The sequence below is a fragment of the Streptomyces sp. SID12501 genome, assembly GCF_010550245.1.
Lineage (GTDB): Bacteria > Actinomycetota > Actinomycetes > Streptomycetales > Streptomycetaceae > Streptomyces.
Window position 1 is genome coordinate 75,630 of sequence record NZ_JAAGLU010000028.1, and the last position, 23,847, is coordinate 99,476.

Sequence of the window (23,847 nt, forward strand, 5' to 3'; positions counted from 1 at the left end):
AAAGGAACGACACCATGACACTCTCGTCCGCTTCATCGACGTCAACGCCCTTGTCCCAGGCCGCACTTCCCGGCATCGAACTGCTCCCCGGCCGGCCCCCGATCCTGCGCACCCCGCCCGTCACCGACCCTGCCGAGTGGGCAGGCGCTCACCGGGACGCGCTGCGGGCGGTCGTCGCCGAGCACGGCTCGCTGCTGGTGCGCGGCCTCGGCCTGCACGAGCCGGCCACGACCGGCGCCGTCCTGCGGCGGCTGGCCGACGGCCTGATGAGCGACCAGGAGGCCTTCGCGCCCCGGCGGCGGTACGCCGACGGCGTGTACTCCTCCTCCAAGTGGCCGCCGAACCAGCCGATGTGCATGCACCACGAGTTGAGCTACGCGCTGGAGTTCCCCGGCCTGCTGCTGTTCGCCTGCCTGGAGGCGCCCGCCGAGGGCGGCGCTACCGGAGTGGCCGACTCGGCCGCCGTGCTCGACGCGCTGCCCGCCGGCCTCGTCCAGCGCTTCGAACGGGAGGGCTGGTTGCTCACCCGGACGTTCAACGACGAGATAGGCGCGACGGTCGCCGAGGCCTTCGGCACCTCCGACCGGGCCTCGGTCGAGCGCTACTGCCGGACCCACGCCATCGAGTTCGCCTGGGAACTGGACGGCTCCCTGCGCACCCGCCAGCGCCGCAGTGCCGTCCTGCGCCACCCGGTCACAGGCCACCGCTGCTGGTTCAACCAGATCGCGTTCCTCAACGAGTGGACGATGGACCCGGAGGTCCACGAGTACCTGGTCGACGTGTACGGCGCCGACGGTCTCCCCTTCAACACCCGTTACGGCAACGGCGATCCCATCGGCGAGGACGTCGTCCAGACCCTCAACGAGGTGTACGCGGCGCACACCGTGCGCGAGCCGTGGCGGGGCGGCGATCTGCTGCTCGTCGACAACATCCGTACGGCGCACAGCCGGGAGCCCTTCGAGGGGCCGCGCGAGATCCTCGCCGCCCTCGCCGACCCGGTCCGCCGCACCGACTCCACCAGCTCAGCCGGCTCCGCAGACTCCACTGAAGGGACAGCCTCATGACCACGAACCCTGTCACGGTCCCGCCGTTCTCGGTCATCTCCGGCGAGCAGGTCCAACAGACTCTCCAGGGGCGGGAGTCCGACGTCGTCGACCTGGTGGAGACGGTGTACCGGCTGCACGGGGCCGGGGACTCGGTGAACCCGCCCTCGTACTTCCTGCGGTTCCCGGACCGTCCGTCGTCGCGGATCATCGCGCTGCCCGCGTCGATCGGCGGGGACGTGCACGTGGACGGGCTGAAGTGGGTCTCCAGCTTCCCGGAGAACGTGGCGGCCGGGATTCCTCGGGCGTCGGCCGTTCTGATCCTCAACGACCATGACACGGGCTATCCGTTCGCCTGCCTGGAGAGCTCCATCATCAGCGCCTCCCGCACGGCGGCCTCGGCCGCGCTGGCCGCCGACCGGCTGAGCCGGGGACGCGTCCGGCCGACCCGGGTCGGGTTCGTCGGCACCGGGCTCATCGCCCGCTACATCCACACCTGTCTGGCCGCCACCGGCTGGGAGTTCGACGAGACGGGCGTGTACGACCTGTCCGCCGACAGCGCGGCCGGCTTCCGGGGTTACCTGGAGCGGTCGGACGGCGGCGGCAAGGTCACCGTGCACGACAGCGCCGAACAGCTCGTCAGGTCGAGCGACTTGCTGGTGTTCGCCACCGTCGCCGCGAAGCCGCACATCCACGACGTGTCGTGGTTCGACCACCATCCGCTCGTCCTGCACGTCTCGTTGCGCGACCTCGCGCCCGAGATCCTGCTCGCCTCGGCGAACTTCGTCGACGACGTCGAGCACTGTCTTAAGGCGGAGACCTCCCCGCACCTGGCCGAACAGCTCACCGGTGGCCGGGAGTTCATCGACGGCACGCTGGACGACGTACTCACCGGACGCACGAAGGTCCCGGTGGACCGGCCGGTGGTGTTCTCGCCCTTCGGCCTCGGAGTGCTCGACCTCGCCGTCGGCAGGTTCGTCCACGACGAGGTGGCCCGCCGCGGCGAACTGCGTGTCATCGACGGCTTCTTCCACGAACTGCGCCGGCACGGCTGAACCCTCCGGGGGGGGCGGTCGCAGCGCCCGGTCACCGGGTGCCGTGCCACAGATCAGGCGTGCCGAGCACAGGCGCGCCGCACACAGGGGGACAACATGCCAGTCATTTCCCAGCCATCGGACTTCAACGAGGATGAGCTCTACGTCGACCTGCGAGCCACCGTGGGGCTGCCCCTCTTCCTGAAGTGCGAGGGCTTCAACTTCGCCGGTTCGATCAAGATGAAGGCCGCCTACGAGATGGTGACGGCCGCCGAACGGGACGGCAGGCTGCGGCCGGGATCCGTTCTCGTGGAGTCCTCGTCGGGCAACCTGGGCGTGGCGCTCAGTGTCCTCGCGGCGAGCCGGGGCTACCGGTTCCTGTGCGTGACGGACTCACGCTGCAACGCGCAGGCGATCCGCACGATGGAGGCGCTGGGCAGCCGGGTGCACGTCATCGACCGGCCCGATCTGCACGGCGGTTTCCTGGGCGCCCGGATCGGCCACGTCCGCGCGCTGTGCGCCTCCGACGAGCGGTATGTCTGGCTCAACCAGTACGCCAACCAGGGGAATTGGCGAGCGCACTACCGTACGACGGCACCGGCTATCGCCCGCCGGTTCCCGGGCCTGGACGTCCTGTTCGTCGGCGCCGGCACCACCGGCACGCTGATGGGCTGCGCGCGCTGGTTCTGGCAGTGGAACCGGCGGGTGCGGATCGTCGCCGTGGACGCCGTCGGCTCGGTCACCTTCGGGGGGCCGCCCGGACCCCGGATGATCCCGGGCCTGGGCACGAGCGTACGGCCGCCGCTGCTCGACGAGTCGTACCTCGACGAGGTGATCCACGTCGAGGAACCGGACGCGGTGCGCGTCTGCCGCCGACTGGCCTCCCGGGGCTTCCTGTTCGGCGGGTCCACGGGCACGGTGATCAGCGGGGCGACCCAGTGGCTGGCCCGGCACGACGGCCGCGACCTCACGGCGGTGGCGATCGCACCGGACCTCGGCGAGCGCTACCTCGACACCGTGTACCATCCCGGCTGGCTGGAGGCCCTCCAGGGCGAGCAGGAGATGGCGTCCCTCGCCTCCGACGAGCTGGCGGCACTCTCCCGGCCGGCCTGACCGGCGACCACGGCTCGGGGTGCTGCGCGGCGGGGGCCGTGTCCGTCAGCGGCCTCCGGCCGCGGGGGTGACCAGGCGCGTACAGACGGTAGGTTCCCTGTATGGCAGCCAGCACCCACACCGTGACCAACCAGGTGCCGCCCCTGGTCGGATATGACGTGTTCACCGCCGACAAGGCCCTGGTCGCGGCCGTCGAACGGCACCTGGACCCCGGGCTTGTGGAGGAGGCCCGGGAGGACCTCTCCGGGCTGGGACGGTCCGCCGGTTCCGCGCAGGTGCAGGAATGGGGAGCGCTCGCCAACGAGAACCCGCCGAAGCTGCGGACGCACGACCGGTACGGCAACCGGATCGACGAGGTGGAGTTCCATCCGGCCTGGCACCGGCTGCTCGGCAAGGGCGTCTCGGCCGGGATGACGGCGGCCTGGACGCGGCCGGGCGGGCATGTGCGGCGGGCCGCCGGGTTCGTGGTCTGGTCGCAGGCCGAGGCGGGCCACGGCTGCCCGCTGTCGATGACCCACGCGGCGGTGCCCGCGCTGCGCACCGACCCGGCGCTCGCCGCCGAGTGGGAACCCCGGCTGACGTCAACCGTCTACGAGGAGGGGCTCGCGCCGGCGGACCGGAAGGCCGGCGTGCTCTTCGGGATGGGCATGACGGAGAAACAGGGCGGCAGCGACGTACGGGCCAACACGACCGTCGCGAGGCCGCTCGCCGAGGACGGGACGTACGAGCTGACGGGCCACAAGTGGTTCTGCTCGGCGCCCATGTCGGACGGTTTCCTGGTGCTGGCGCAGGCTCCCGGCGGCGTGACCTGCTTTCTGCTGCCGCGCGTGCTGGAGGACGGCACGCGCAACGAGTTCCGGATCCAGCGGCTCAAGGACAAGCTGGGCAACCGGTCCAATGCCTCCGCCGAGGTCGAGTTCGACGGGACGTGGGTGCGCCGGGTCGGGGACGAGGGGCGCGGGGTGCGCACCATCATCGAGATGGTCTCGGCGACCCGGCTCGACTGCGTGCTCGGCGCCGCCGCGCTGATGCGGCAGGCGGTCGCCCAGGCCGTGCACCACTGTGCGTACCGCGAGGCCTTCGGCGGAAAGCTCGTCGACAAGCCGCTGATGCGCAACGTGCTGGCCGATCTGGCCCTGGAGTCGGAGGCGGCGACGACGCTCGCGCTGCGGCTGGCCGCCGCCTATGACGACGGGGGCGAGCAGGAACGGGCCTTCCTGCGGCTCGCGTTGCCGGCCGCGAAGTACTGGGTGACGAAGCGCTGCACCCCGCTGGTGGTGGAGGCGTCGGAGTGCCTGGGCGGCAACGGCTATGTCGAGGAGTCGGGCATGCCCCGGCTGCTGCGCGAGTCGCCGCTCAACTCGATCTGGGAGGGCGCCGGGAACGTGCAGGCGCTGGATGTGCTGCGGGCTATCCAGCGGGAGCCCGCCGCGCTCAACGCGTTCCTCCTGGAGGTCGGGAAGGCGCGCGGAGCGGACCACCGCCTGGACGGCGCCATCAAGGACCTGCTGACCGAACTCGCCGACCTGGACGGCATCGAGGGCCGGGCGCGGCGGCTGGTCGAGCGGGTCGCGCTGGTGCTCCAGGGCTCGCTGCTGGTCCGGTTCGCGCCCCCGGAGACAGCCGACGCGTTCTGCGCCTCGCGTCTGGGCGGCGACTGGGGCAACGCCTTCGGCACGCTCCCTCACACCCTGGACCTGGCGTCGGTCGTGGAGCGGGCCCGGCCGGTGGCGTAACCACTCGACCGCTCATGTGGCGGGGGTGGTGCTGCGCCGACACGGCACCACCCCCGCCCACTTGCCCCGCATCGATCGGGAGCACGGACGCCGCGCCGGCGGCGTCGCCCAAGTTTCAGACACCGCAGGGCAGTTCACCAGGGTTGCAGGGGGTTGCAACTTGTTGGCGTCTGTGGACGGACTGTGGTCCTCCGCTCCCCGGGGGCGGCACCATAAGACTTCGAGTCAATACGGGTTGGGAGGACACAGTGGGGAATCCGCCGATGGACGTCGCGCAACTCGCCGCTCGGGACGCGGCGCAGGCGGCGCGGCTGCTCAGCGACGTACGCGCGGCCCGCCTGACCGGCCGGCGACCGCTCCAGGCGCCCCGCCCGGTGATCGGCCAGTCCTGGGACCGCATGCTGCGCGGCGGCGTCGACCCCGACCACGGCGTCCGGACGGGGCTGCTGACCGGCGAGGAACTGGAGCGGCGGCGCGAGATCTCCCGGCTGCGGCATGTCCTCCCGGTGCTGCGCCAGGGGCTGTTGTCGGTCGCGGACGCCGCTCAGCACATCATGCTCGTCGCGGACGGGGACGGCCGGGTGCTGTGGCGCGAGGGCAGTACGCCGGTGCTGCGCAGGGCCGACCTGTTCGGGTTCGAGCCCGGCGCCGACATGGCCGAGGAGGTCGTCGGCACCAACGGTGTGGGCACCCCGGCGGTCGCCCGGCGCGCCGTACAGGTCTTCGCCTCCGAGCACTTCGTACGGTCGCTCGCCACCTGGACGTGCACGGGCGCCCCCATCCTGGACCCCCGCGACGGCAGGCTGATCGGCGTGGTGGATGTCAGCGGCCCGCTGGAGACCGTGCACCCCGCCACGCTCTCCTGGGTCGACTCGGTCGCCAAGCTCGCCGAGGCACGGCTGCGGGAGCGGCACCACCAGTCGCTGGAGCGGCTGCGCTCGTCGGCGGCGCCGGTGCTGGCGCGGCTCGGCGGGCGGGCCCTGGCTGTGGACCGGGACGGCTGGACGGCCGCGGTCACCGGCCTGCCGTACACGAACCGTGTCGCCCTGCCCAAGGCGCTGTCCCCGGGCCGCCGTCTGCTGCCGGCGCTCGGACTGTGCGCCGTGGAGCCGCTGACCGGCGGCTGGCTGATCCGCGCCACGGACGAGCCCGAACCGCACGGCACCTCACGGATCGTCCTGGACCTGCGCAGACCGCGCCGCTGGTCGGTGGCGGTGTCGGGCCCCGCGGGTTCCTGGACCCATGAACTGAGTCCCCGGCACGCCGAGTTGCTCTACCTCCTGGCCCTGTACCCCACCGGCCGCGGCGCGGCGGGCCTGGCCGACGACGTGTTCGGCGATCCGGCCCGCACGGTGACCGTACGCGCGGAGATGTCGCGGATACGGCGATATCTCGGGGGGTTCCTCGACCATCGCCCGTACCGCTTCAGCGAGGACGCGGAGGTGACCGTCCTCCTTCCGGACGATTCCCGCGACCTGCTGTCCCACTCGACGGCGCCGGCAGTGGTCCGGGGCCGGGAAGCGGAGAAGGACGCCGGGATTCGGACGGCGCCGGACGACACACAGTGACCCGGCCGTGACGCCGGGGTGAGGAAACGGGCCCGAACGGCCCCAGATGCAACACAGGGGTAAGGATTCCGGCGTATTCGACCAGGCCTGGCGCCCCCTGACGTACCATCCATCCCACGGCCCCCCACACTGCGACTCCGGTTCAACCTACGGAACGCGAGCCGCAGTTGGCCTGCCTCGGGAGGATGAATGACGTATCGCGGCAGACACCGCAGGCAGAGAAGGGGCAGAGCGCTGCGCGGCGTTCTCGCCGGAACCGCCCTCGCCCTGACCGCCGCGGCCACCATCGTCAGTGCCTCCCAGGCCGTGAGCAGCGACAACCCGGGGCCCCTGAGATCCATCACGTCCGCCGCCGAACTGAAGGACTTCCAGCTCAAGGAGCACCTGGCGTCGAAGCGTTCGCTCGACCGGCTGGCCACCTCCATGGGCGGCACGGTGGGTGTGAGCAGCGTCCTGGAACACACCAACCGCACACTGCGCGGCGCGGCCGAGTGCGCCCCCACCGAGACCGAGGCACTGCCCGTCGCCCCGACGGCCACCCGCGCGTACTGCTGGGACGACGCCGACTCGGCCAGTCAGCGCTGGCTGCCGCAGTCCGTCACCACCTCCGGCGACGCGGACGAGGACGGCCGCTGGGGCGCCAACCGGGTGATCCTCTCCGGCTGGACGCACAACGACGCCAAAACGGACGAGCCCGAGCTCTCCCGGGGTCTCGCGCGGGTCGCCGTCATCGACGCGAACGACCTGTCCGACATGACGTACCGCTGGGTGCTCCTGGTCGTCCCGACGGAGGACGGCTCGGACTACCGCAAGCTGGCCTCCTCGATCTCCGGCATGGTCTGGTACCAGGACAAGCTGCTGGTCACCGCCTCGGCCACGGACACCGACCAGCAGTCCCTGTACGTCTACGACATGAACCGCATCCAGCGGGCCTCCGTCGACAGCCCGGTGGTCGGCCGGGTGCCCGGCGGCTGGTCGGCGCACGGGTACGGGTATGTCATGCCCGCCGTCGCCTCGTACAGCCTGACCGGTGGCACGTGTGATCCGGCGGCCGACGACCGCACTCCCTGTTTCGGCTCCCTCTCGCTGGACCGCAGCTCCACACCCGACAGCCTGGTCGCGAGCGAGGCCTTCCCGGCCGGCGCCGATCAGCGCAGCCGCCTCTGGCGCTACTCGTTCAGCCGCGCGGGCGACCGTTCCGGCCTCCTCGCCGCCAACCTCTTCGGCCGTGTGAACGCGGTGGAGGCCTACTCGACGAAGGCCACCGGCATCCAGGGCGTGCTGTCCTACCGGTCGGCGGGCGACGAGAAGGCGGACTGGTACGTCGGTCTCGCCCCCAGCGCCAAGGACCGGCACGGCACCCTGTGGCGGCTCGACTCCGAGGGCGCGAAGGCCGCCCGCTGCGGCTCCGATGAGGAGTCGCGCCGCTGCTGGGGCGAACAGGCGGAGTCACTCTCCTACTGGGAGGGCACAGGCGAACTCTGGTCCCTCACGGAACGGGCGTCGGACGAACGCTCCGGCTGGCGCGGCACACCGGTCCCGGAACGGGTCCTGTACGCCGTACCGCTGTCGTCCATCACCGGGTCGCTGAAATAGGTACAGCCCCCACCGGGCCCGCGGGGAAACGAACCATGATTCCCTGACCCTCATGAGCAACATCGCCGTGACCACCTGGTCCCTGGAACAGACCGCGCCGACCGACCTGCTGCCCGCAGCCGGGCCCGACGGGGACGTACGGATCGTCCGCGCCGAAGTGCCCTCCCCCGAGTTCAGCCGCTATCTCTACGCCTCCGTCGGCGGCGACATCCGCTGGACCGACCGGCTGACCTGGACATACGCCCGCTGGCAGGAGCATCTGGAGCGCCCGGGCGTGGAAACGTGGGTCGCCTACGACCACGGCACCCCGGCGGGCTACCTGGAGTTCGAGCCCCAGGACGACGGGGCCGTGGAGATCGTCTACTTCGGGCTGATCCCCGCCTTCCGGGGCCGGCGGATCGGCGGGCACCTGCTGGCGTACGGGACCGCCCGGGCCTGGGACCTCGGGGAACGGTGGCCGGGGCTGGCGCCGACGAAGCGGGTCTGGCTGCATACGTGCAGCAAGGACGGGGAGCACGCGATGGACAACTATCTGCGTCGCGGCTTCACCCTCTTCGACACCAAGGTCGAGGAGGAGAAGGAGGTGGCCGCGCCCGGACCCTGGCCGGGGGCACACCGCATCTGACCTGGTCAGGAGCGGTCGGCCGACAGACGTTCGACCTGTCGTGGACGCGCCATGTGAGCGATGACACTCTCGTCTCACTGTACGAGACAAGGGTGTCCGCATGACGGACAATGCTGGACTGTGTCCAGATCGCCGTGACACGCTTCCGTCATGTCTGGAACTGGGATTGCCTTGGTGAGTCGGCGGCACGTCGACCTCGGCCGTATGTCCAGCGCCATCTGTCCGGCGAGCTGACCAGCTTTCAGCATCGCCGCCCCCTCCCCTTGCCTCAGCCTGCGCAGAGCCGCGCCAGTCTGACCATGCGCCCGTACGCGCAGGTAAGAGCCGCTTTCCGCCTGTCCCAAAGGACTTTGAAACATGGCCGCCACCCCGCAGAACCCTGCCGCCGCGCCCCGCCGCAAGGTGAGCCGTCACCGTGGTGAGGGTCAGTGGGCCGCGGGACACTTCACCCCGCTCAACGGAAACGAGCAGTTCAAGAAGGACGACGACGGTCTCAATGTGCGGACACGCATTGAGACGATCTATTCCAAGCGGGGCTTCGACTCGATCGACCCCAACGATCTGCGTGGCCGGATGCGCTGGTGGGGCCTGTACACGCAGCGCAAGCCCGGGATCGACGGCGGCAAGACCGCGATCCTGGAGCCGGAGGAGCTGGACGACAAGTACTTCATGCTGCGTGTCCGGATCGACGGCGGCCGGCTCACCACCGACCAGCTTCGGGTCATCGGCGAGATCTCGCAGCAGTTCGCGCGCGGCACGGCCGACCTCACGGACCGGCAGAACGTCCAGTACCACTGGATCCGCATCGAGGACGTCCCGGAGATCTGGAACCGGCTGGAGGCGGTCGGCCTGTCCACCACCGAGGCCTGCGGTGACACGCCCCGCGTCATCCTCGGTTCGCCGGTCGCCGGCATCGCCGAGGACGAGATCATCGACGGCACGCCCGCCATCGAGGTGATCCAGCGCCGGATCATCGGCAACAAGGACTTCTCGAACCTGCCCCGCAAGTTCAAGTCCGCGATCTCCGGCTCGCCGCTGCTGGACGTGGCGCACGAGATCAACGACATCGCGTTCGTCGGCGTGGAGCACCCCGAGCACGGCCCCGGCTTCGACGTCTGGGTCGGCGGCGGCCTCTCCACCAACCCGAAGATCGGCCAGCGCCTGGGCGCCTGGGTCCCGCTGGATGAGGTCCCGGACGTCTACGAGGGCGTCATCTCGATCTTCCGCGACCACGGCTACCGGCGGCTGCGCACCCGCGCCCGCCTGAAGTTCCTGCTCGCCGACTGGGGCGTCGAGAAGTTCCGCCAGGTCCTGGAGGACGACTACCTGAAGCGCAAGCTCACCGACGGCCCGGCCCCGGCCCAGCCCGTCGAGCGCTGGCGCGACCACGTCGGTGTGCACCGGCAGAAGGACGGCCGCTTCTACGTCGGTTTCGCCCCGCGCGTCGGCCGCGTGGACGGCACGATCCTCACGAAGATCGCCGAGCTCGCCGAGGCGCACGGCTCGGGCCGCCTCAGCACCACCGTCGAGCAGAAGATGATCGTGCTCGATGTCGAGGAGGGGCAGGTCGACTCGCTCGTCGAGGGTCTGCAGGCGCTCGACCTGACCGTCAACCCGTCCCCGTTCCGGCGCGGCACGATGGCCTGCACCGGCATCGAGTACTGCAAGCTCGCGATCGTCGAGACGAAGGCGCGCGGCGCCTCCCTGATCGACGAACTGGAGCGCCGTATCCCGGAGTTCGACGAGCCGATCACCATCAACATCAACGGTTGCCCGAACGCCTGCGCCCGTATCCAGGTCGCGGACATCGGTCTCAAGGGCCAGTTGGTCCTCAACGACGCGGGCGAGCAGGTCGAGGGCTTCCAGGTCCACCTGGGCGGCGCCCTCGGTCTGGAGGCCGGTTTCGGCCGCAAGGTCCGTGGTCTGAAGGTGACTTCGGACGAGCTGCCGGACTACGTCGAGCGCGTGCTGAAGAACTTCCAGGCGGAGCGCGAGGACGGCGAGCGGTTCGCCACGTGGGCCCTGCGGGCCGGCGAGGAGTCCCTGTCGTGAGCGTCAGCGAACGGCAGCGAACGGAGGGGCCATGAGTGAGCGCGCCGCCCCCTTCTACTGCCCCTACTGCGGCGACGAGGACCTGCGCCCGAACGACCAGGGCCACGGCGCCTGGGAATGCGGAGCCTGCAATCGAGCCTTCCAGTTGAAGTTCCTCGGGCTCCTCGCCCGCGGACTTCAGCACCGGGGAACCGGAGGGGACGAGAAATGACGACGGTTCAGAAAGACCGTACGACCGACGACTTGAAGGCGCTCGCCGAGCAGGCGGGACGTGACCTGGAGGACGCCTCCGCACTGGAGATCCTCACGTGGGCCACAGCCACCTTTGGTAGGAAGTTCTGCGTGACCTCCTCCATGGAGGACGCGGTGGTCGCCCACCTCGCCTCCCGCGCCATGCCCGGTGGCAGCCAAGTCGACGTAGTGTTCCTCGACACCGGCTACCACTTCCCCGAGACCATCGGCACCCGCGACGCGGTCGAGGCCGTGATGGACGTCCGCGTCCTCACCCTCACCCCGGTCCGGACGGTAGCCGAGCAGGACGCCGAGTACGGGCCGAAGCTGCACGAGCGCGACCCGGACCTGTGCTGCAAGCTGCGCAAGGTCGAGCCCCTGGAACGGGGCCTCAAGGAGTACGCGGCCTGGGCGACCGGCCTGCGCCGCGACGATTCCCCGACCCGGGCGAACACCCCGGTCGTCGGCTGGGACGAGAAGCGGCAGAAGGTCAAAATCTCCCCGATCGCCCGCTGGACGCAGGACGACGTGGACGCCTACGTCGCCGAACACGGCGTACTCACCAACCCGTTGCTGATGGACGGCTACGCGTCCGTCGGCTGCGCGCCCTGCACCCGCCGGGTGCTGGAGGGCGAGGACGCGCGCGCCGGCCGCTGGGCGGGCCGCGGCAAGACCGAGTGCGGGCTGCACGGCTGATGACCCAGACCGCGACCCCCGAGGACCAGGAGATACCAGTGACGACCGGAGCCACCGTATGGCTCACGGGTCTGCCGAGCGCCGGCAAGACCACCATCGCGTACGAACTGGCCGGCCGGCTGCGCGAGGAGGGCCACCTCGTCGAGGTGCTGGACGGCGACGAGATCCGCGAGTTCATCTCGGCGGGCCTCGGCTTCAGCCGCGAGGACCGGCACACGAACGTGCAGCGCATCGGCTTCCTCGCCGAGTTGCTCGCCCGTAACGGCGTAAAGACGCTGGTCCCGGTGATCGCGCCGTACGCGGACAGCCGCGAGGCGGTGCGGGGGCGGCACCAGGAGAGCGGCGCCGCGTACGTCGAGGTGCATGTGGCGACTCCGGTCGAGGTGTGCTCCGTACGCGATGTGAAGGGTCTGTACGCCAAGCAGGCCGCGGGTGAACTGACCGGGCTCACCGGGGTCGACGACCCGTACGAGGAACCCGAGACGCCGGATCTGCGGATCGAGTCGCAGGACCAGACCGTCCAGGAGTCCGCGGCGGCCGTCCACGCGCTGCTCGCCGAGAGGGGACTGGCATGACGACGCCCGTTGCCAAGGTCCACGGGGGCGCCACCGACGCCCCGTACACCCTCTCCCACCTGGACGCCCTCGAGTCCGAGGCCGTGCACATCTTCCGTGAGGTGGCGGGTGAGTTCGAGCGGCCGGTGATCCTCTTCTCCGGCGGCAAGGACTCCATCGTCATGCTGCATCTGGCGCTGAAGGCGTTCGCCCCGGCCTCGATCCCGTTCTCGCTGCTGCACGTGGACACCGGGCACAACTTCCCCGAGGTCCTTGAGTACCGCGACCGGGCGGTGGCGGCTCATGGGCTGCGGCTGCATGTCGCCTCCGTGCAGGAGTACATCGACCGCGGGGTGCTGAAGGAACGTCCGGACGGGATCCGTAACCCGCTCCAGACTCTGCCGCTGACGGAGAAGATCCAGGCCGAGAAGTTCGACGCCGTGTTCGGCGGCGGGCGGCGCGACGAGGAGAAGGCCCGGGCGAAGGAACGGGTGTTCTCGCTGCGGGACGAGTTCTCGCAGTGGGACCCGCGCCGGCAGCGCCCGGAGCTGTGGAACCTCTACAACGGGCGGCACGCGCCCGGTGAGCACGTCCGCGTGTTCCCGCTCTCCAACTGGACCGAGCTGGATGTCTGGCAGTACATCGCCCGTGAGGGCATCGAGCTGCCGGACATCTACTTCGCGCACGAGCGTGAGGTGTTCCAGCGGGCCGGGATGTGGCTGACCGCCGGTGAGTGGGGCGGGCCCAAGGCCGGCGAGACCGTCGAGAAGCGGCAGGTCCGCTACCGCACGGTCGGCGACATGTCCTGCACGGGCGCCGTCGACTCCGACGCCGTGTCGCTGGACGACGTCATCGCCGAGATCGCCGCCTCCCGGCTGACCGAGCGGGGCGCCACCCGCGCCGACGACAAGATGTCCGAGGCCGCGATGGAAGACCGTAAGCGCGAGGGGTACTTCTAGCCATGAGCACGACCACGCAACTCACGGAACTGTACGAGACCACACTCCTGCGGTTCGCCACCGCCGGGTCCGTCGACGACGGCAAGTCCACCCTCGTGGGCCGGCTGCTGCACGACTCCAAGTCGATCCTCACCGACCAACTGGAGGCCGTGGAGCGCGCCTCCGCGAGCCGCGGCCAGGACACCCCGGACCTCGCGCTGCTCACCGACGGCCTGCGCGCCGAGCGCGAGCAGGGCATCACCATCGACGTGGCGTACCGCTACTTCGCCACGCCGAAGCGCCGGTTCATCCTCGCCGACACGCCCGGTCACGTGCAGTACACCCGCAACATGGTGACGGGTGCCTCCACTGCCGAGCTGACGGTGATCCTGATCGACGCCCGCAACGGCGTCGTCGAGCAGACCCGCCGGCACGCCGCCCTCGCGGCGCTGCTGCGCGTCCCGCACGTGGTCCTCGCGGTCAACAAGATGGACCTCGTCGACTACCAGGAGTCCGTGTTCGCCGCGATCGCCGAGGAGTTCACGGCGTACGCGCTGGAGCTGGGCGTCCCGGAGATCACCGCGATCCCGATCTCGGCGCTGGCCGGCGACAACGTGGTGGACCCGTCCGCGAACATGGACTGGTACGGCGGGCCGACCTTCCTGGAGCACCTGGAGACGGTCCCGGTCGCCCACGACCTGAGCCACTGCCACGCACGCCTCCCCGTGCAGTACGTGATCCGGCCGCAGACCGCCGAACACCCCGACTACCGGGGCTACGCGGGCCAGATCGCCTCCGGTTCCTTCCGCGTCGGCGAGTCCGTGACGGTCCTGCCGTCCGGCCACGCGTCGAAGATCTCCGGTATCGACCTGCTCGGCGTGCCGGTCGACGTCGCCTACACCACGCAGTCGGTGACCGTCCTGCTGGAGGACGACATCGACATCTCGCGCGGCGACCTGATCGTGCCCAGCAAGGACGCGCCGCCGACCACCCAGGACGTCGAGGCGACCGTGTGCCATGTCGCCGACGCGCCGCTGACGGTCGGACACCGGGTGCTCCTCAAGCACGGCACCCGCACGGTCAAGGCCATCGTCAAGGACATCCCGTCCCGTCTCACGCTCGACGACCTGTCCCTGCACCCGCATCCGGGACAGCTCGTCGCCAACGACATCGGCCGCGTGAAGATCCGTACCGCCGAGCCGCTGCCCCTCGACTCGTACGCCGACTCGCGGCGCACCGGCTCGTTCATCCTGATCGACCCGAACGACGGCACCACGCTCACCGCGGGCATGGTCGGCGAGTCGTTCGCGTCCCCCGAGCCCGTCAAGAACGAGACCGACGACGACGGTTGGGACTTCTGACATGAAATCCACCGATTTCTACTCCACGTTCGCGAAGGAGGGCGGCCGCGTCGGCAGCGGCGCCCTCGGCAGCGGGCAGGGCGGGGTCGCGCGATGTGCGTGCTGACGTACGCGCACTGCCTGCGCGCCCTGTCCCCCCACCGGACGTCCCGACGACGAAGACCTGCCGACCTCCCGGCCACGACCTGAGGGCGTGACCGCCGGGCCAACGAGAGGAACCCCTCCCGTGCCTGCCAAGACCGCTGTACGCCGCACGCTCGCCGTGCTCGCCGCGCTTCCCCTTCTCACCCTCGCCGCCTGCGGCTACGGCTCCGATGCCAAGGACACCGACACCGCCAAGGTCGCCGCCGGAGCGAAGAAGATCGACGGGCTCGGCTCCGTCAAGATCGGTTACTTCGGAAACCTGACGCACGGCACCGCCCTGGTCGGCGTGAACAAGGGGTTCTTCCAGAAGGAACTGGGCGCCACGAAGCCCTCCTACTCGATCTTCAACGCCGGTCCGTCCGAGATCGAGGCGCTGAACGCCGGTTCCATCGACATCGGCTGGATCGGCCCCTCCCCGTCGATCAACGGTTACACGGCCTCCGACGGCAAGAACCTGCGGATCATCAGCGGTTCGGCCTCCGGCGGTGTGAAGCTCGTGGTGAACCCCGACAAGATCAAGTCCCTGAAGGACGTCAAGGGCAAGAAGATCGCCACCCCGCAGGTCGGCAACACCCAGGACGTGGCGTTCCTCAACTGGATCGCCGACCAGGGCTGGAAGGTCGACGCGAAGAGCGGCAAGGGCGACGTGTCGGTCGTCCGCACCGACAACAAGGTGACGCCGGACGCCTACAAGGCCGGCTCCATCGACGGCGCCTGGGTGCCGGAGCCGACCGCGTCCAAGCTCGTCGCCGAGGGCGCCAAGGTGCTGCTGGACGAGGCTTCGCTGTGGCCGGACAACAAGTTCGTGATCACGAACATCATCGTGCGGCAGGAGTTCCTCAAGGATCACCCCGCCGCCGTCGAGGCCGTCCTGAAGGCCGCGGTCGAGACCAACAAGTGGATCAACGCCAACCCCGACCAGGCGAAGGCCGCCGCGAACGCGCAGCTGGGCATCGACTCGGGCAAGGAGCTCAAGTCCGCCGTCCTCGACCCGGCCTGGAAGTCGATCCAGTTCACCAACGACCCGCTGGCCGCCACGTTGAACACCGAGGCCGAGCACGCGGTGAAGGCGGGCCTGTTGGAGGACCCGAAGCTGGACGGCATCTATGACCTCACGCTGCTGAACAAGGTCCTCAAGGCGGAGGGCGAGAGCACGGTCGACGACGCCGGTCTCGGCGTCAAGTAACCCCATCCCACGAGTTCCCAGGAGGTGACGATCATGGCAACCGCCTTCGCCAAGGCCGCCGACACAGAGTCGGTGGAACACGCCGCCCGCATCGAGCACGTCTCGAAGTCCTTCACCGGGCCGACCGGGCAGCAGCTCGTCCTCGACGACATCACGCTGGATGTCGCGCCGGGCGAGTTCGTCACCCTCCTGGGGGCCTCGGGCTGCGGCAAGTCCACGCTGCTCAACCTGGTCGCCGGGCTGGACGACCCGACCGTGGGCAGCATCACGACCAACGGGCGCCCGGCTCTGATGTTCCAGGAGCACGCCCTGTTCCCGTGGCTGACCGCGGGCAAGAACATCGAACTCGCCCTGAAACTCAGGGGAGTCGCGAAGAACGAGCGGCGCGACCGGGCCGAGCGGTTGCTCGAACTGGTGCGGCTGCAGGGTTCGTACGGCAAGCGGGTGCACGAACTGTCCGGCGGTATGCGCCAGCGCGTGGCGTTGGCCCGCGCGCTCGCGCAGGACAGCGGGCTGCTGCTGATGGACGAGCCGTTCGCCGCGCTCGACGCGATCACCCGGGACGTGCTGCACGACGAGCTGACCCGGATCTGGGCGGAGACCGGTGTGTCCGTCCTGTTCGTCACGCACAACGTCCGCGAGGCGGTACGGCTGGCGCAGCGCGTCGTGCTGCTGTCCTCCCGGCCGGGGCGCATCGCGCGTGAGTGGACGGTGGACATTCCCCAGCCGCGCCGCATCGAGGACGCACCCGTGGCCGAACTGTCCGTCGAGATCACCGAAGTACTGCGTGGGGAGATCCGCCGTCATGGCCAGCACTGAGACCACCGACACGACGGCGGACGCCCCCGCCAAGGCCGGCCTCGGCGGTGTGGAGGCGGGCCTCGACGCCCTGGAGACCGTGTCCGGTGGGCGAACACCCTTCCGGCAGACGTTCACCCAGAAGATCCTGCCGCCGATCATCGCCGTCGGGCTGGTGCTGGTCGTCTGGCAGGCGCTGATCTCGCTGAAGGTCGTGGACGACCAGACCAAACTTCCCTCTCCCGGCGACGTGGCGGCCGAGTTCAGGGACTCCTGGCTGGAGGGCGACCTCCTCGGCTACATCTGGACCAGCATCTCGCGCGGTCTGCTCGGATTCCTCTTCGCGCTCGCCATCGGCACCCCGCTGGGTCTGCTGGTCGCGCGGGTGAAGTTCGTGCGCGCGGCCATCGGACCGGTCCTGTCCGGTCTGCAGTCACTGCCGTCGGTGGCCTGGGTGCCGCCGGCCGTGATCTGGCTGGGTCTGAACAACTCGATGATGTACGCGGTGATCCTGCTCGGCGCCGTGCCGTCCATCGCCAACGGCCTGGTCTCCGGCATCGACCAGGTGCCGCCGCTGTTCCTGCGGGCGGGCCGCTCGATGGGCGCCACCGGGCTGAACAACGCCAGGCACATCGTCATGCCGGCCGCGCTGCCGGGCTATCTGGCGGGCCTCAAGCAGGGCTGGGCGTTCTCCTGGCGCTCGCTGATGGCGGCGGAGATCATCGCTCCCTCCCCCGATCTGGGCATCGGTCTGGGCGCGCTGCTGGAGTACGGCCGCAACGCCAGCTCCATGGCCATGGTGTTCGAGGCCATCCTCCTGATCCTGTTCGTCGGTATCGCGATCGAGCTGCTGATCTTCAGCCCGCTTGAGCGGCGGGTGCTGCGCAGCCGCGGTCTGATGGTGAAGAGCTGAGACCCATGTCCAGGAAGCCGGTCCGTCCCGTCCTCGTGGTGATCGCCCACGGCAGCCGCGATCCGCGGCACGCCGCGACGGTGCACGCCCTGGTACGGCGGGTGCGCTCCCTGCGCCCCGGAGTACGGGTGGAGACCGGCTTCCTGGACTTCAACATCCCTTCCGTACGGGGGGTGTTGGAATCGCTGGCGGCAGAGGGTGTACAGGATGTCGTGGCCCTGCCCCTGCTGCTGACCCGCGCGTTCCACGCGAAGGCGGACATCCCGGCGGTCCTCCGGGACGCGCCGCCACAGCTCCGCATCCGCCAGGCGGAGGTGCTGGGCCCGTCACCCCTCCTCCTCTCGGCGCTCGAACGCCGTCTGTACGAGGCAGGGTTGACGCCCACCGACAGGTCCTCGACCGGGGTCGTGCTGGCCGCGGCGGGGTCCACCGACCCGGAGGCGATCTCGGTGATCGCCGAAATCGCGCGGGAGTGGCGGCACACCGGTTGGTACGCCGTACGGCCCGCGTTCGCCTCCGCATCCCTTCCGCGCACCGAGGACGCCGTACGGGAGTTGCGCGACCTGGGCTGCGAGCGCGTCGCGGTCGCGCCCTATGTTCTCGCCCCCGGATTTCTCCCGGACCGCATCGCGCGGGGCGCGGCCCGAGCGGACGTACTCGCGGACGTCCTGGGACCGGCGCCCGAGGTGGCCCGGCTGCTGCTGCGGCGGTACACGGAGGCGGCGGTGCGAGTGCCGTTGCCGGGGCGGACAGCAGTCAGCGCGTAGAGGTGTCCCGGTTCGCCGGCCCGGAACTGGCCTGGAATGCCTGGCCGGTCTCCATCGCCTCGTCCGCCAGCCGCACCAGCTCCGCGACCGGCATCGAACCCGGCTCTCTGTGCTCCCGCGCGAAGTCGTTCGCGAGCCGTTGGAGCAGGGCGTTGAGCGGAGTCGGTACGCCGTGCAGCCGTCCCAGGAGCACGATCTCGCCGTTGAGGTAGTCCGCCTCGATGGTGCCGGTGCCTCGGGTCAGGGACTGCCAGGAGGAGCCGCCGCCTCTCCTGGCCCCGTCCAGCGGCATCAGCGTGATCTTCGTTCCGCGCCGCTCCTTCTGCTCCTCGACGCTCGCGTACGCGATACCGGCCGCGGCGAGCACGGCAGCGCCTTCAGCGCGGACACGCTCGAAGAACGTCAGGCTCTCGTCGCTGTCGACGGACCCGACGACCGCCTCCAGCGCGTTGCCCAGGTTGGTGAGCAGCTTGGCGTACTGCCAGCGTGCCACGTCGGCCACGACCGGGGCCTCGAACTCCGCCTTCTCCAGGTCGGCGCCGATCCGGCTGACGGTGTCGTCGGTGCCGTGCGGGTGGCGGCCGAGGAAGAGGATGCCGGTGAGCGGGGCGCCCGGGGCGGAGACGACGCCGGGTTCCTCGTAGGCCGCGGGGAGCCAGACGCAGACGCCGTACACCCGCCGGAAGCGGCGCAGCGCGAGACGCTGGCTCTCCACGCCGTTCTGCGCGCACAGCAACGGCAGCCGCTCGGCCGCCGTACCGCCGCCCTCTACGGGCACCGGCCCCCAGGCGGCCAGGGCGGCTTCACTGTCCTGTGTCTTGACGGCGAGGACGAGCACGTCGTCGGCGCGCAGTTCCCCGAGTCCGGCGGGTCCGTCGACGGTCGGGAGGCGGTACGTGTACGTCCCGTCCGGCGTCACCAGCCGCAGCCCGTGCGCGCTCAGCGCCTCGTACTGTGCACCCCGGGCGACGAGGACGACCTCATGCCCCGCCCCGGCCAGCCGCCCGCCGATGGCACCGCCGACCGCCCCTGCTCCGACAATGATGTAGCGCATGGCGGCCAGCCTGCCATGGTGCGTGCACCGCACAGGTAGCGTCCGTCGCATGGCTTCGGAAAGTTTCACCATCGGCGGCGACTTCACAGTCCGTCGCCTCGGTTACGGCACGGCCCAGCTGACCGGCCCCGGCTACTGGGGCCCTCGTGGCGACCCTGACGACGCGGTGGCCGTACTGCGCCGGGCCGTCGACCGGGGCGTGACGCTGATCGACACCGCCGACAACTACGGCCCGTCGATCGCCGAGGAACTCGTCGCCGAGGCCCTGTACCCGTACCCGGCCGGCGTGTTGGTCGCGACCAAGGGCGGCGTCGTACGGACGGGCCCCGACGCCTGGCACATCGACGGCCGGCCGGAGCGGCTGCGCGCGATGTGCGAGGCGAGTCTGCGGCGGCTGCACCGCGACACGATCGACCTGTACCAGCTGCACCGGCTCGACCCGCGCGTCCCGATGGCCGAACAGCTGGGCACCCTCGACGAGTTGCGCGCGGAGGGCAAGATCCGGCACATCGGCCTCGACTCGGTGACGGTCGAAGAGCTGGTCGTGGCGCGGGAGTTGACGTCGATCGCGTCCGTCCAGAACCGCTATAACCTCCTCGACCGCTCCTCCGAGCCGCTGCTGGAGCTGTGCGAGGCGCACGGCATCGCGTTCCTGCCGTGGTTTCCGCTGGGCAACGGCGAGTTGGCGGCCGACCCGGTGTGCGCGGAGATCGCCGCCACGCACGGAGCGACCCCGGCCCAGGTCGCGCTGGCCTGGCTGCTGCACCGCTCCCCGGTGCTCTGCCCGACCCCGGGCACGGGCTCCCTCGTACACCTGGAGGAGAACCTGGATGCCGGGACCGTACAACTGTCGGGCGCCGAACTGGCTCGCCTGGACCGGCGGTAGGTCAGTGGCTCGGGGTCAGTGGCTCGGGGTCACTGAACGGAGTCGCCGAACGGAGTCGCCTGGTGGAAGTACAGCAGCCAGCCGCCGTCCTCGGTGTTCCGCCGCCACAGTGAACTCCGGTGGGCGCGGCGGCCGTTGCTCTCGGTGTCGAAGGTGAGGTGGACCAGGTCGGGCGCGAGGCGTACGCCCTTCATGTGCGAGACGGCGATGGGGCGGGCGCCCGGTTCGGTGGTCGCGGCGAGGGACGCGATGATCGACGCCCGGTCCCAGTGCCGCCCCGAGGCGCCGAACTCGTGGAACCCGGGGTGCAGCAGCGCCCCGGTCAGCTCGGGCGAGCGGCGGACCTCCGGGTCGAGCAGCTGTAGCTCGGCCTCGATGGCGGCCTCCACGGCGGGGTCGCGCTCCCGGGCACGGTTGAAGTCGCGGTCGGGCATCGGTTTCACCTCCCCCGGGTCTCGTCCTCGGTCAACTCCACCAGCTTCACGACGGTGTTCCAGTTGCGGGTGGTCGCGATCAGGCCTTTCAGGTACCGGGGCTTGGCGAGCTGCTCGGCGAGCCTGGAGCGGCCGAGTCCGTCGGGTGCGTACAGGTACAGCGCGCGGTCGCCGAGCCTGAACTCCTCGGGGAGGTGGGCGGCCTGGTCGATGTCCGCGAAGCGGGCCTCGTCGACGGGCACGGAGAAGTAGGTGACGTGGAGCTGCTTGGCCTCCAACTCGGCTGCGGGGAAGGGGCAGTTGTCCTTGATCGCCCGCAGGTGGGTGTGGTCGCGCACGATCACGTCGACGGTGAATCCGAAGTGCCGCGCGATGGCCTTCGCGATCTCCCCGGCGAGGGACTCCTCGTCCCCGTGACCGGCGGCGAACACGGCGTTGCCGCTCTGGAGGTAGGTCCGCACGTCGTCGTACCCGAGACCCTCGAGCAGGGTGCGCAGCTCGGCCATCGGGACCTTCTTGTTGCCGCCCACGTTGATGCCGCGCAACAGCGCCGCGTAGGTCGTCGTCGCGTGCTCACCTGTCGTCATCCGCACACCATAGGGCGGCCCGCTGACAGTCCCCCTGATGAACCACCCCGAGATCGACTTTTAGATGTAGGGGGCCAGTGTCCTACCCAGTGGGGAGACACCGGCATCCGACGGGAGTACTTCGGCCGACCGCACCTCACCGGCGAGCACGAGGAGATGCTCTTACCCAGCCCATACCTTCGAAATGAAAGGTGATGGCAGGGGGCTGTCACCTCATACGAGGGGGCAAGCCGGTCATGGGGAACGGAAAAACGCGGGTACGGGGCATAGCCGCCCGGGCCGGTGGGTGGAGTGCCCAGCATCGCTGGGCGGCCGTCGGGATCTGGGTGCTGTTCGTCGTCCTGGCGATGGGGCTCGGCTCTGCCGCCGGCAGCGTCGAGGTCAAGGAGAGCGACCAGCTGGGGGGCGAGACCCACACTGCCGCCAAGATCATCGAGGATGCCGGGATCGACGAACCCGCGAGCGAGACCGTCCTCGTCCAGGCGAAGGGCGCGAGCGTAAAGGCCACGGACGCGGCGTTCCGGACCGCCGTCGCCGACGTCATGAAGGCGGTCGACGGGACCGGCAAGGTCACGGACGTCCAGTCGCCGTACGACACGGGCACCCTCTCGAAGGACGGGCGCAGCGCACTCGTCCAGTTCGACATGCGGGGTGACGCCGAGACGGCGGGCGACCGGGTCGAGCCGGTGTTGAAGGCCGTCGCGGACGTCCAGAAGGAACACTCGGAGCTGCGGATCGAGGAGATCGGCGGCGCCAGTATGAACAAGACGTTCGACGACGCCTTCGGTGACGACTTCAAGAAGGCCGAGCTGTCCGCCGTACCGGTGGCCCTCGGTATTCTGCTGATCGCGTTCGGCGCGCTGGTCGCGGCGCTGCTGCCGGTGGCACTGGCGGTCACCGCGATCATGGCGACGATGGGCCTGATGGGCCTCGTCAGCCACCTCCAGCCGATGGACGACACCGCCAGTTCCGTGATGCTGCTCGTCGGCCTCGCCGTCGGCGTCGACTACTGCCTGTTCTATCTGCGCCGGGAGCGCGAGGAGCGGGAGGCGGGCCGCAGTCCGGAGGCCGCGCTCCAGATCGCCGCGGCGACCAGTGGCCGCGCGATCATCGTCTCCGGTGTCACGGTGTGCGTGGCGATGGCGGGCATGCTGTTCACCGGGCTCGCCACGTTCGAGGCGATGGGACTGGCCTCGCTGATGGTCGTGGCGGTCGCCATGGTCGGCTCGGTGACGGTCCTTCCGGCGCTGCTGTCGCTGCTCGGTGAGCGGGTCGAGAAGGGCCGGATCCCGTTCCTGCACCGGGACAAGCGACGCAAGAACGGCAACGGCGGCAAGGCCGACGGGGAGAGCCGTTTCTGGACGGCCGTGCTGAAGGTCGTACTCGCCAGGCCGGCCATCTCACTGGTCGTGGCGGCCGGTGCGCTGCTCGCCGTGGCCGCGCCCGCGCTCGGTATGAAGACCCAGAACCTCACCCTGGACCAGGAGTTCGGCGACTCGCTGCCGATCGTCGGTACCTACAACCGTGTCAACGACGCGTTCCCCGGCGGCTCCGACCCCGCCGAAGTGATCGTCAAGGCACGGGACATCAACGCGGCCGACGTGAAGGCCGCGCTCGCCGACTTCCGTGAACTGGCGATCAGTTCGGGCGCCTCGCGCGGCCCGGTGGACATCAAGCTGCACGACGCCGAGAACATCGCCTTCGTGTACGTCCCGCTGGTCGGCGGCTCCGACCTGGACAAGGCGGGCGAGAGCCTGGACAAGCTCCGCGACGAGGTACGCCCCGCCACACTCGGCAAGGTCGACGGCGTCGAGGCGCCGATCACCGGGCAGGTCGCGGGCTCGAAGGACTTCAACGACCAGCTGGCCGGCGCGGTCGCCCCGGTCTTCGCCTTCGTCGTCGTGTTCGCCTTCCTGCTGATGCTCCTGTCGTTCCGCTCGCTGACGATCGCGATCACGTCGATCGTGCTCAACCTGCTCTCGGTCGGGGCTGCTTACGGCATCCTGGTCGCCGTCTTCCAGCACGGCTGGGGCGCGTCGCTGGTGGGCGCGGAGGGCGTGGGCGCCATCATCACCTGGCTGCCGCTGTTCCTGTTCGTGATCCTGTTCGGCCTGTCGATGGACTACCACGTGTTCGTCGTCTCCCGTATCCGCGAGGCGCACCTGCGGGGCCGTACGACGAAGGACGCGATCCAGCACGGGGTGGTCACCACGGCCGGGGTCGTCACCAGTGCCGCCGTCATCATGGTCGCCGTGTTCGCCATCTTCGGGACACTGTCGATGCAGTCCATGAAGCAGATGGGTGTGGGCCTCGCGGCTGCGGTGCTCATCGACGCGACGATCATCCGGGGTGTGCTGCTGCCCGCGGTGATGGCCCTGCTCGGCGAGCGCAACTGGTACTTCCCGAAGTGGCTGAACCGGCTGCCGGACCTGACGCACGACGAGGCTCCCGAGGCGGTTGCGCCGACAGTGGAGGGCGACGAACGGATCAGGGTCTGACCGACCTGATCCACTCTCGATCTCCCTCCGAGG

Annotated in this window: 23 protein-coding genes; 20 read left to right on the forward strand and 3 right to left on the reverse strand. The window is 70.2% G+C overall.

Translation table 11 applies throughout. The features are described from left to right. Positions 1 to 14: 14 nt before the first annotated feature. The 18 genes from G3I71_RS30315 (at position 15) to G3I71_RS30400 (ending at position 18,355) form a co-directional block, all read left to right on the forward strand. Positions 15 to 1,064, forward strand: coding sequence for a TauD/TfdA family dioxygenase (locus G3I71_RS30315; RefSeq protein WP_164319494.1), 1,050 nt, complete (start codon positions 15 to 17; stop codon positions 1,062 to 1,064). Next, a complete protein-coding gene (gene sbnB / locus G3I71_RS30320) occupies positions 1,061 to 2,098 on the forward strand; it encodes a 2,3-diaminopropionate biosynthesis protein SbnB (RefSeq protein ID WP_164319496.1) in 1,038 nt (345 codons plus the stop codon). The genes G3I71_RS30315 and sbnB overlap by 4 nt, the downstream gene beginning before the upstream one ends. 96 nt (positions 2,099 to 2,194) lie before the next feature. Further along, complete coding sequence (sbnA, locus tag G3I71_RS30325) at positions 2,195 to 3,190, forward strand: 2,3-diaminopropionate biosynthesis protein SbnA (RefSeq protein WP_164319498.1); 996 nt, start codon at positions 2,195 to 2,197, stop codon at positions 3,188 to 3,190. A gap of 101 nt (positions 3,191 to 3,291) precedes the next feature. Continuing rightward, complete coding sequence (locus tag G3I71_RS30330) at positions 3,292 to 4,926, forward strand: acyl-CoA dehydrogenase family protein (protein ID WP_164319500.1); 1,635 nt, start codon at positions 3,292 to 3,294, stop codon at positions 4,924 to 4,926. A 263-nt stretch (positions 4,927 to 5,189) separates the two neighbouring features. Further along, the gene (locus G3I71_RS30335; protein WP_164319502.1) at positions 5,190 to 6,494 is read left to right on the forward strand and encodes a GAF domain-containing protein; all 1,305 of its coding nucleotides are present in this window, start codon (positions 5,190 to 5,192) and stop codon (positions 6,492 to 6,494) included. Positions 6,495 to 6,683: 189 nt separating this feature from the next. Further along, positions 6,684 to 8,090: a hypothetical protein gene (locus G3I71_RS30340; RefSeq protein WP_164319503.1), complete on the forward strand. Its 1,407-nt coding sequence runs from the start codon at positions 6,684 to 6,686 to the stop codon at positions 8,088 to 8,090. Positions 8,091 to 8,142: 52 nt separating this feature from the next. Next, on the forward strand, positions 8,143 to 8,715 hold the full coding sequence (locus G3I71_RS30345) for a GNAT family N-acetyltransferase (RefSeq protein WP_164319505.1): 573 nt from the start codon (positions 8,143 to 8,145) through the stop codon (positions 8,713 to 8,715). Positions 8,716 to 8,865: 150 nt separating this feature from the next. Continuing rightward, on the forward strand, positions 8,866 to 8,949 hold the full coding sequence (locus G3I71_RS52760) for a putative leader peptide (RefSeq protein WP_309486338.1): 84 nt from the start codon (positions 8,866 to 8,868) through the stop codon (positions 8,947 to 8,949). Positions 8,950 to 9,072: 123 nt separating this feature from the next. Continuing rightward, positions 9,073 to 10,767, forward strand: a complete 1,695-nt coding sequence (locus tag G3I71_RS30350) for a nitrite/sulfite reductase (protein ID WP_164319507.1) — start codon at positions 9,073 to 9,075, stop codon at positions 10,765 to 10,767. A gap of 31 nt (positions 10,768 to 10,798) precedes the next feature. Beyond that, a complete protein-coding gene (locus G3I71_RS30355) occupies positions 10,799 to 10,978 on the forward strand; it encodes a hypothetical protein (protein ID WP_164319508.1) in 180 nt (59 codons plus the stop codon). After that, a complete protein-coding gene (locus G3I71_RS30360; protein WP_164319510.1) occupies positions 10,975 to 11,694 on the forward strand; it encodes a phosphoadenylyl-sulfate reductase in 720 nt (239 codons plus the stop codon). The genes G3I71_RS30355 and G3I71_RS30360 overlap by 4 nt, the downstream gene beginning before the upstream one ends. Further along, positions 11,694 to 12,269 carry an adenylyl-sulfate kinase gene (gene cysC / locus G3I71_RS30365; protein ID WP_164319511.1) on the forward strand — a complete coding sequence of 192 codons (576 nt, stop codon included), beginning with the start codon at positions 11,694 to 11,696 and terminating at the stop codon, positions 12,267 to 12,269. Before G3I71_RS30360 ends, cysC begins: the two co-directional genes overlap by 1 nt. Then, positions 12,266 to 13,207 carry a sulfate adenylyltransferase subunit CysD gene (cysD, locus tag G3I71_RS30370; protein ID WP_164319513.1) on the forward strand — a complete coding sequence of 314 codons (942 nt, stop codon included), beginning with the start codon at positions 12,266 to 12,268 and terminating at the stop codon, positions 13,205 to 13,207. Before cysC ends, cysD begins: the two co-directional genes overlap by 4 nt. A gap of 2 nt (positions 13,208 to 13,209) precedes the next feature. After that, the gene (locus G3I71_RS30375) at positions 13,210 to 14,547 is read left to right on the forward strand and encodes a sulfate adenylyltransferase subunit 1 (protein WP_164319515.1); all 1,338 of its coding nucleotides are present in this window, start codon (positions 13,210 to 13,212) and stop codon (positions 14,545 to 14,547) included. Between the two features lie 226 nt (positions 14,548 to 14,773). Beyond that, positions 14,774 to 15,877 carry an aliphatic sulfonate ABC transporter substrate-binding protein gene (locus G3I71_RS30385; protein ID WP_164319518.1) on the forward strand — a complete coding sequence of 368 codons (1,104 nt, stop codon included), beginning with the start codon at positions 14,774 to 14,776 and terminating at the stop codon, positions 15,875 to 15,877. A gap of 33 nt (positions 15,878 to 15,910) precedes the next feature. After that, a complete protein-coding gene (locus tag G3I71_RS30390) occupies positions 15,911 to 16,696 on the forward strand; it encodes an ABC transporter ATP-binding protein (RefSeq protein WP_164319519.1) in 786 nt (261 codons plus the stop codon). Next, positions 16,683 to 17,588 (forward strand): ABC transporter permease, encoded by a 906-nt coding sequence (locus G3I71_RS30395; RefSeq protein WP_164319521.1) that lies wholly within the window; start codon positions 16,683 to 16,685, stop codon positions 17,586 to 17,588. Before G3I71_RS30390 ends, G3I71_RS30395 begins: the two co-directional genes overlap by 14 nt. A 5-nt stretch (positions 17,589 to 17,593) precedes the next feature. Next, positions 17,594 to 18,355: a sirohydrochlorin chelatase gene (locus G3I71_RS30400; RefSeq protein WP_164319522.1), complete on the forward strand. Its 762-nt coding sequence runs from the start codon at positions 17,594 to 17,596 to the stop codon at positions 18,353 to 18,355. Here the strand turns inward: G3I71_RS30400 and G3I71_RS30405 are convergent. After that, the gene (locus G3I71_RS30405) at positions 18,345 to 19,409 is read right to left on the reverse strand and encodes a ketopantoate reductase family protein (protein ID WP_164319524.1); all 1,065 of its coding nucleotides are present in this window, start codon (positions 19,407 to 19,409) and stop codon (positions 18,345 to 18,347) included. The two genes, G3I71_RS30400 and G3I71_RS30405, sit on opposite strands and share 11 nt — an antisense overlap. A gap of 49 nt (positions 19,410 to 19,458) precedes the next feature. Here G3I71_RS30405 and G3I71_RS30410 point away from each other — a divergent pair, with 49 nt between their 5' ends. After that, the gene (locus G3I71_RS30410) at positions 19,459 to 20,295 is read left to right on the forward strand and encodes an aldo/keto reductase (RefSeq protein ID WP_164319526.1); all 837 of its coding nucleotides are present in this window, start codon (positions 19,459 to 19,461) and stop codon (positions 20,293 to 20,295) included. Between the two features lie 29 nt (positions 20,296 to 20,324). Here the strand turns inward: G3I71_RS30410 and G3I71_RS30415 are convergent, their stop codons facing one another. Continuing rightward, complete coding sequence (locus tag G3I71_RS30415) at positions 20,325 to 20,729, reverse strand: DUF4440 domain-containing protein (protein WP_164319528.1); 405 nt, start codon at positions 20,727 to 20,729, stop codon at positions 20,325 to 20,327. Between the two features lie 5 nt (positions 20,730 to 20,734). Then, positions 20,735 to 21,316, reverse strand: coding sequence for a DUF1697 domain-containing protein (locus G3I71_RS30420; RefSeq protein WP_164319530.1), 582 nt, complete (start codon positions 21,314 to 21,316; stop codon positions 20,735 to 20,737). Positions 21,317 to 21,552: 236 nt separating this feature from the next. Here G3I71_RS30420 and G3I71_RS30425 point away from each other — a divergent pair, with 236 nt between their 5' ends. Further along, positions 21,553 to 23,814, forward strand: a complete 2,262-nt coding sequence (locus tag G3I71_RS30425) for an MMPL family transporter (protein WP_164319532.1) — start codon at positions 21,553 to 21,555, stop codon at positions 23,812 to 23,814. The last annotated feature ends 33 nt before the right edge of the window (positions 23,815 to 23,847 follow it).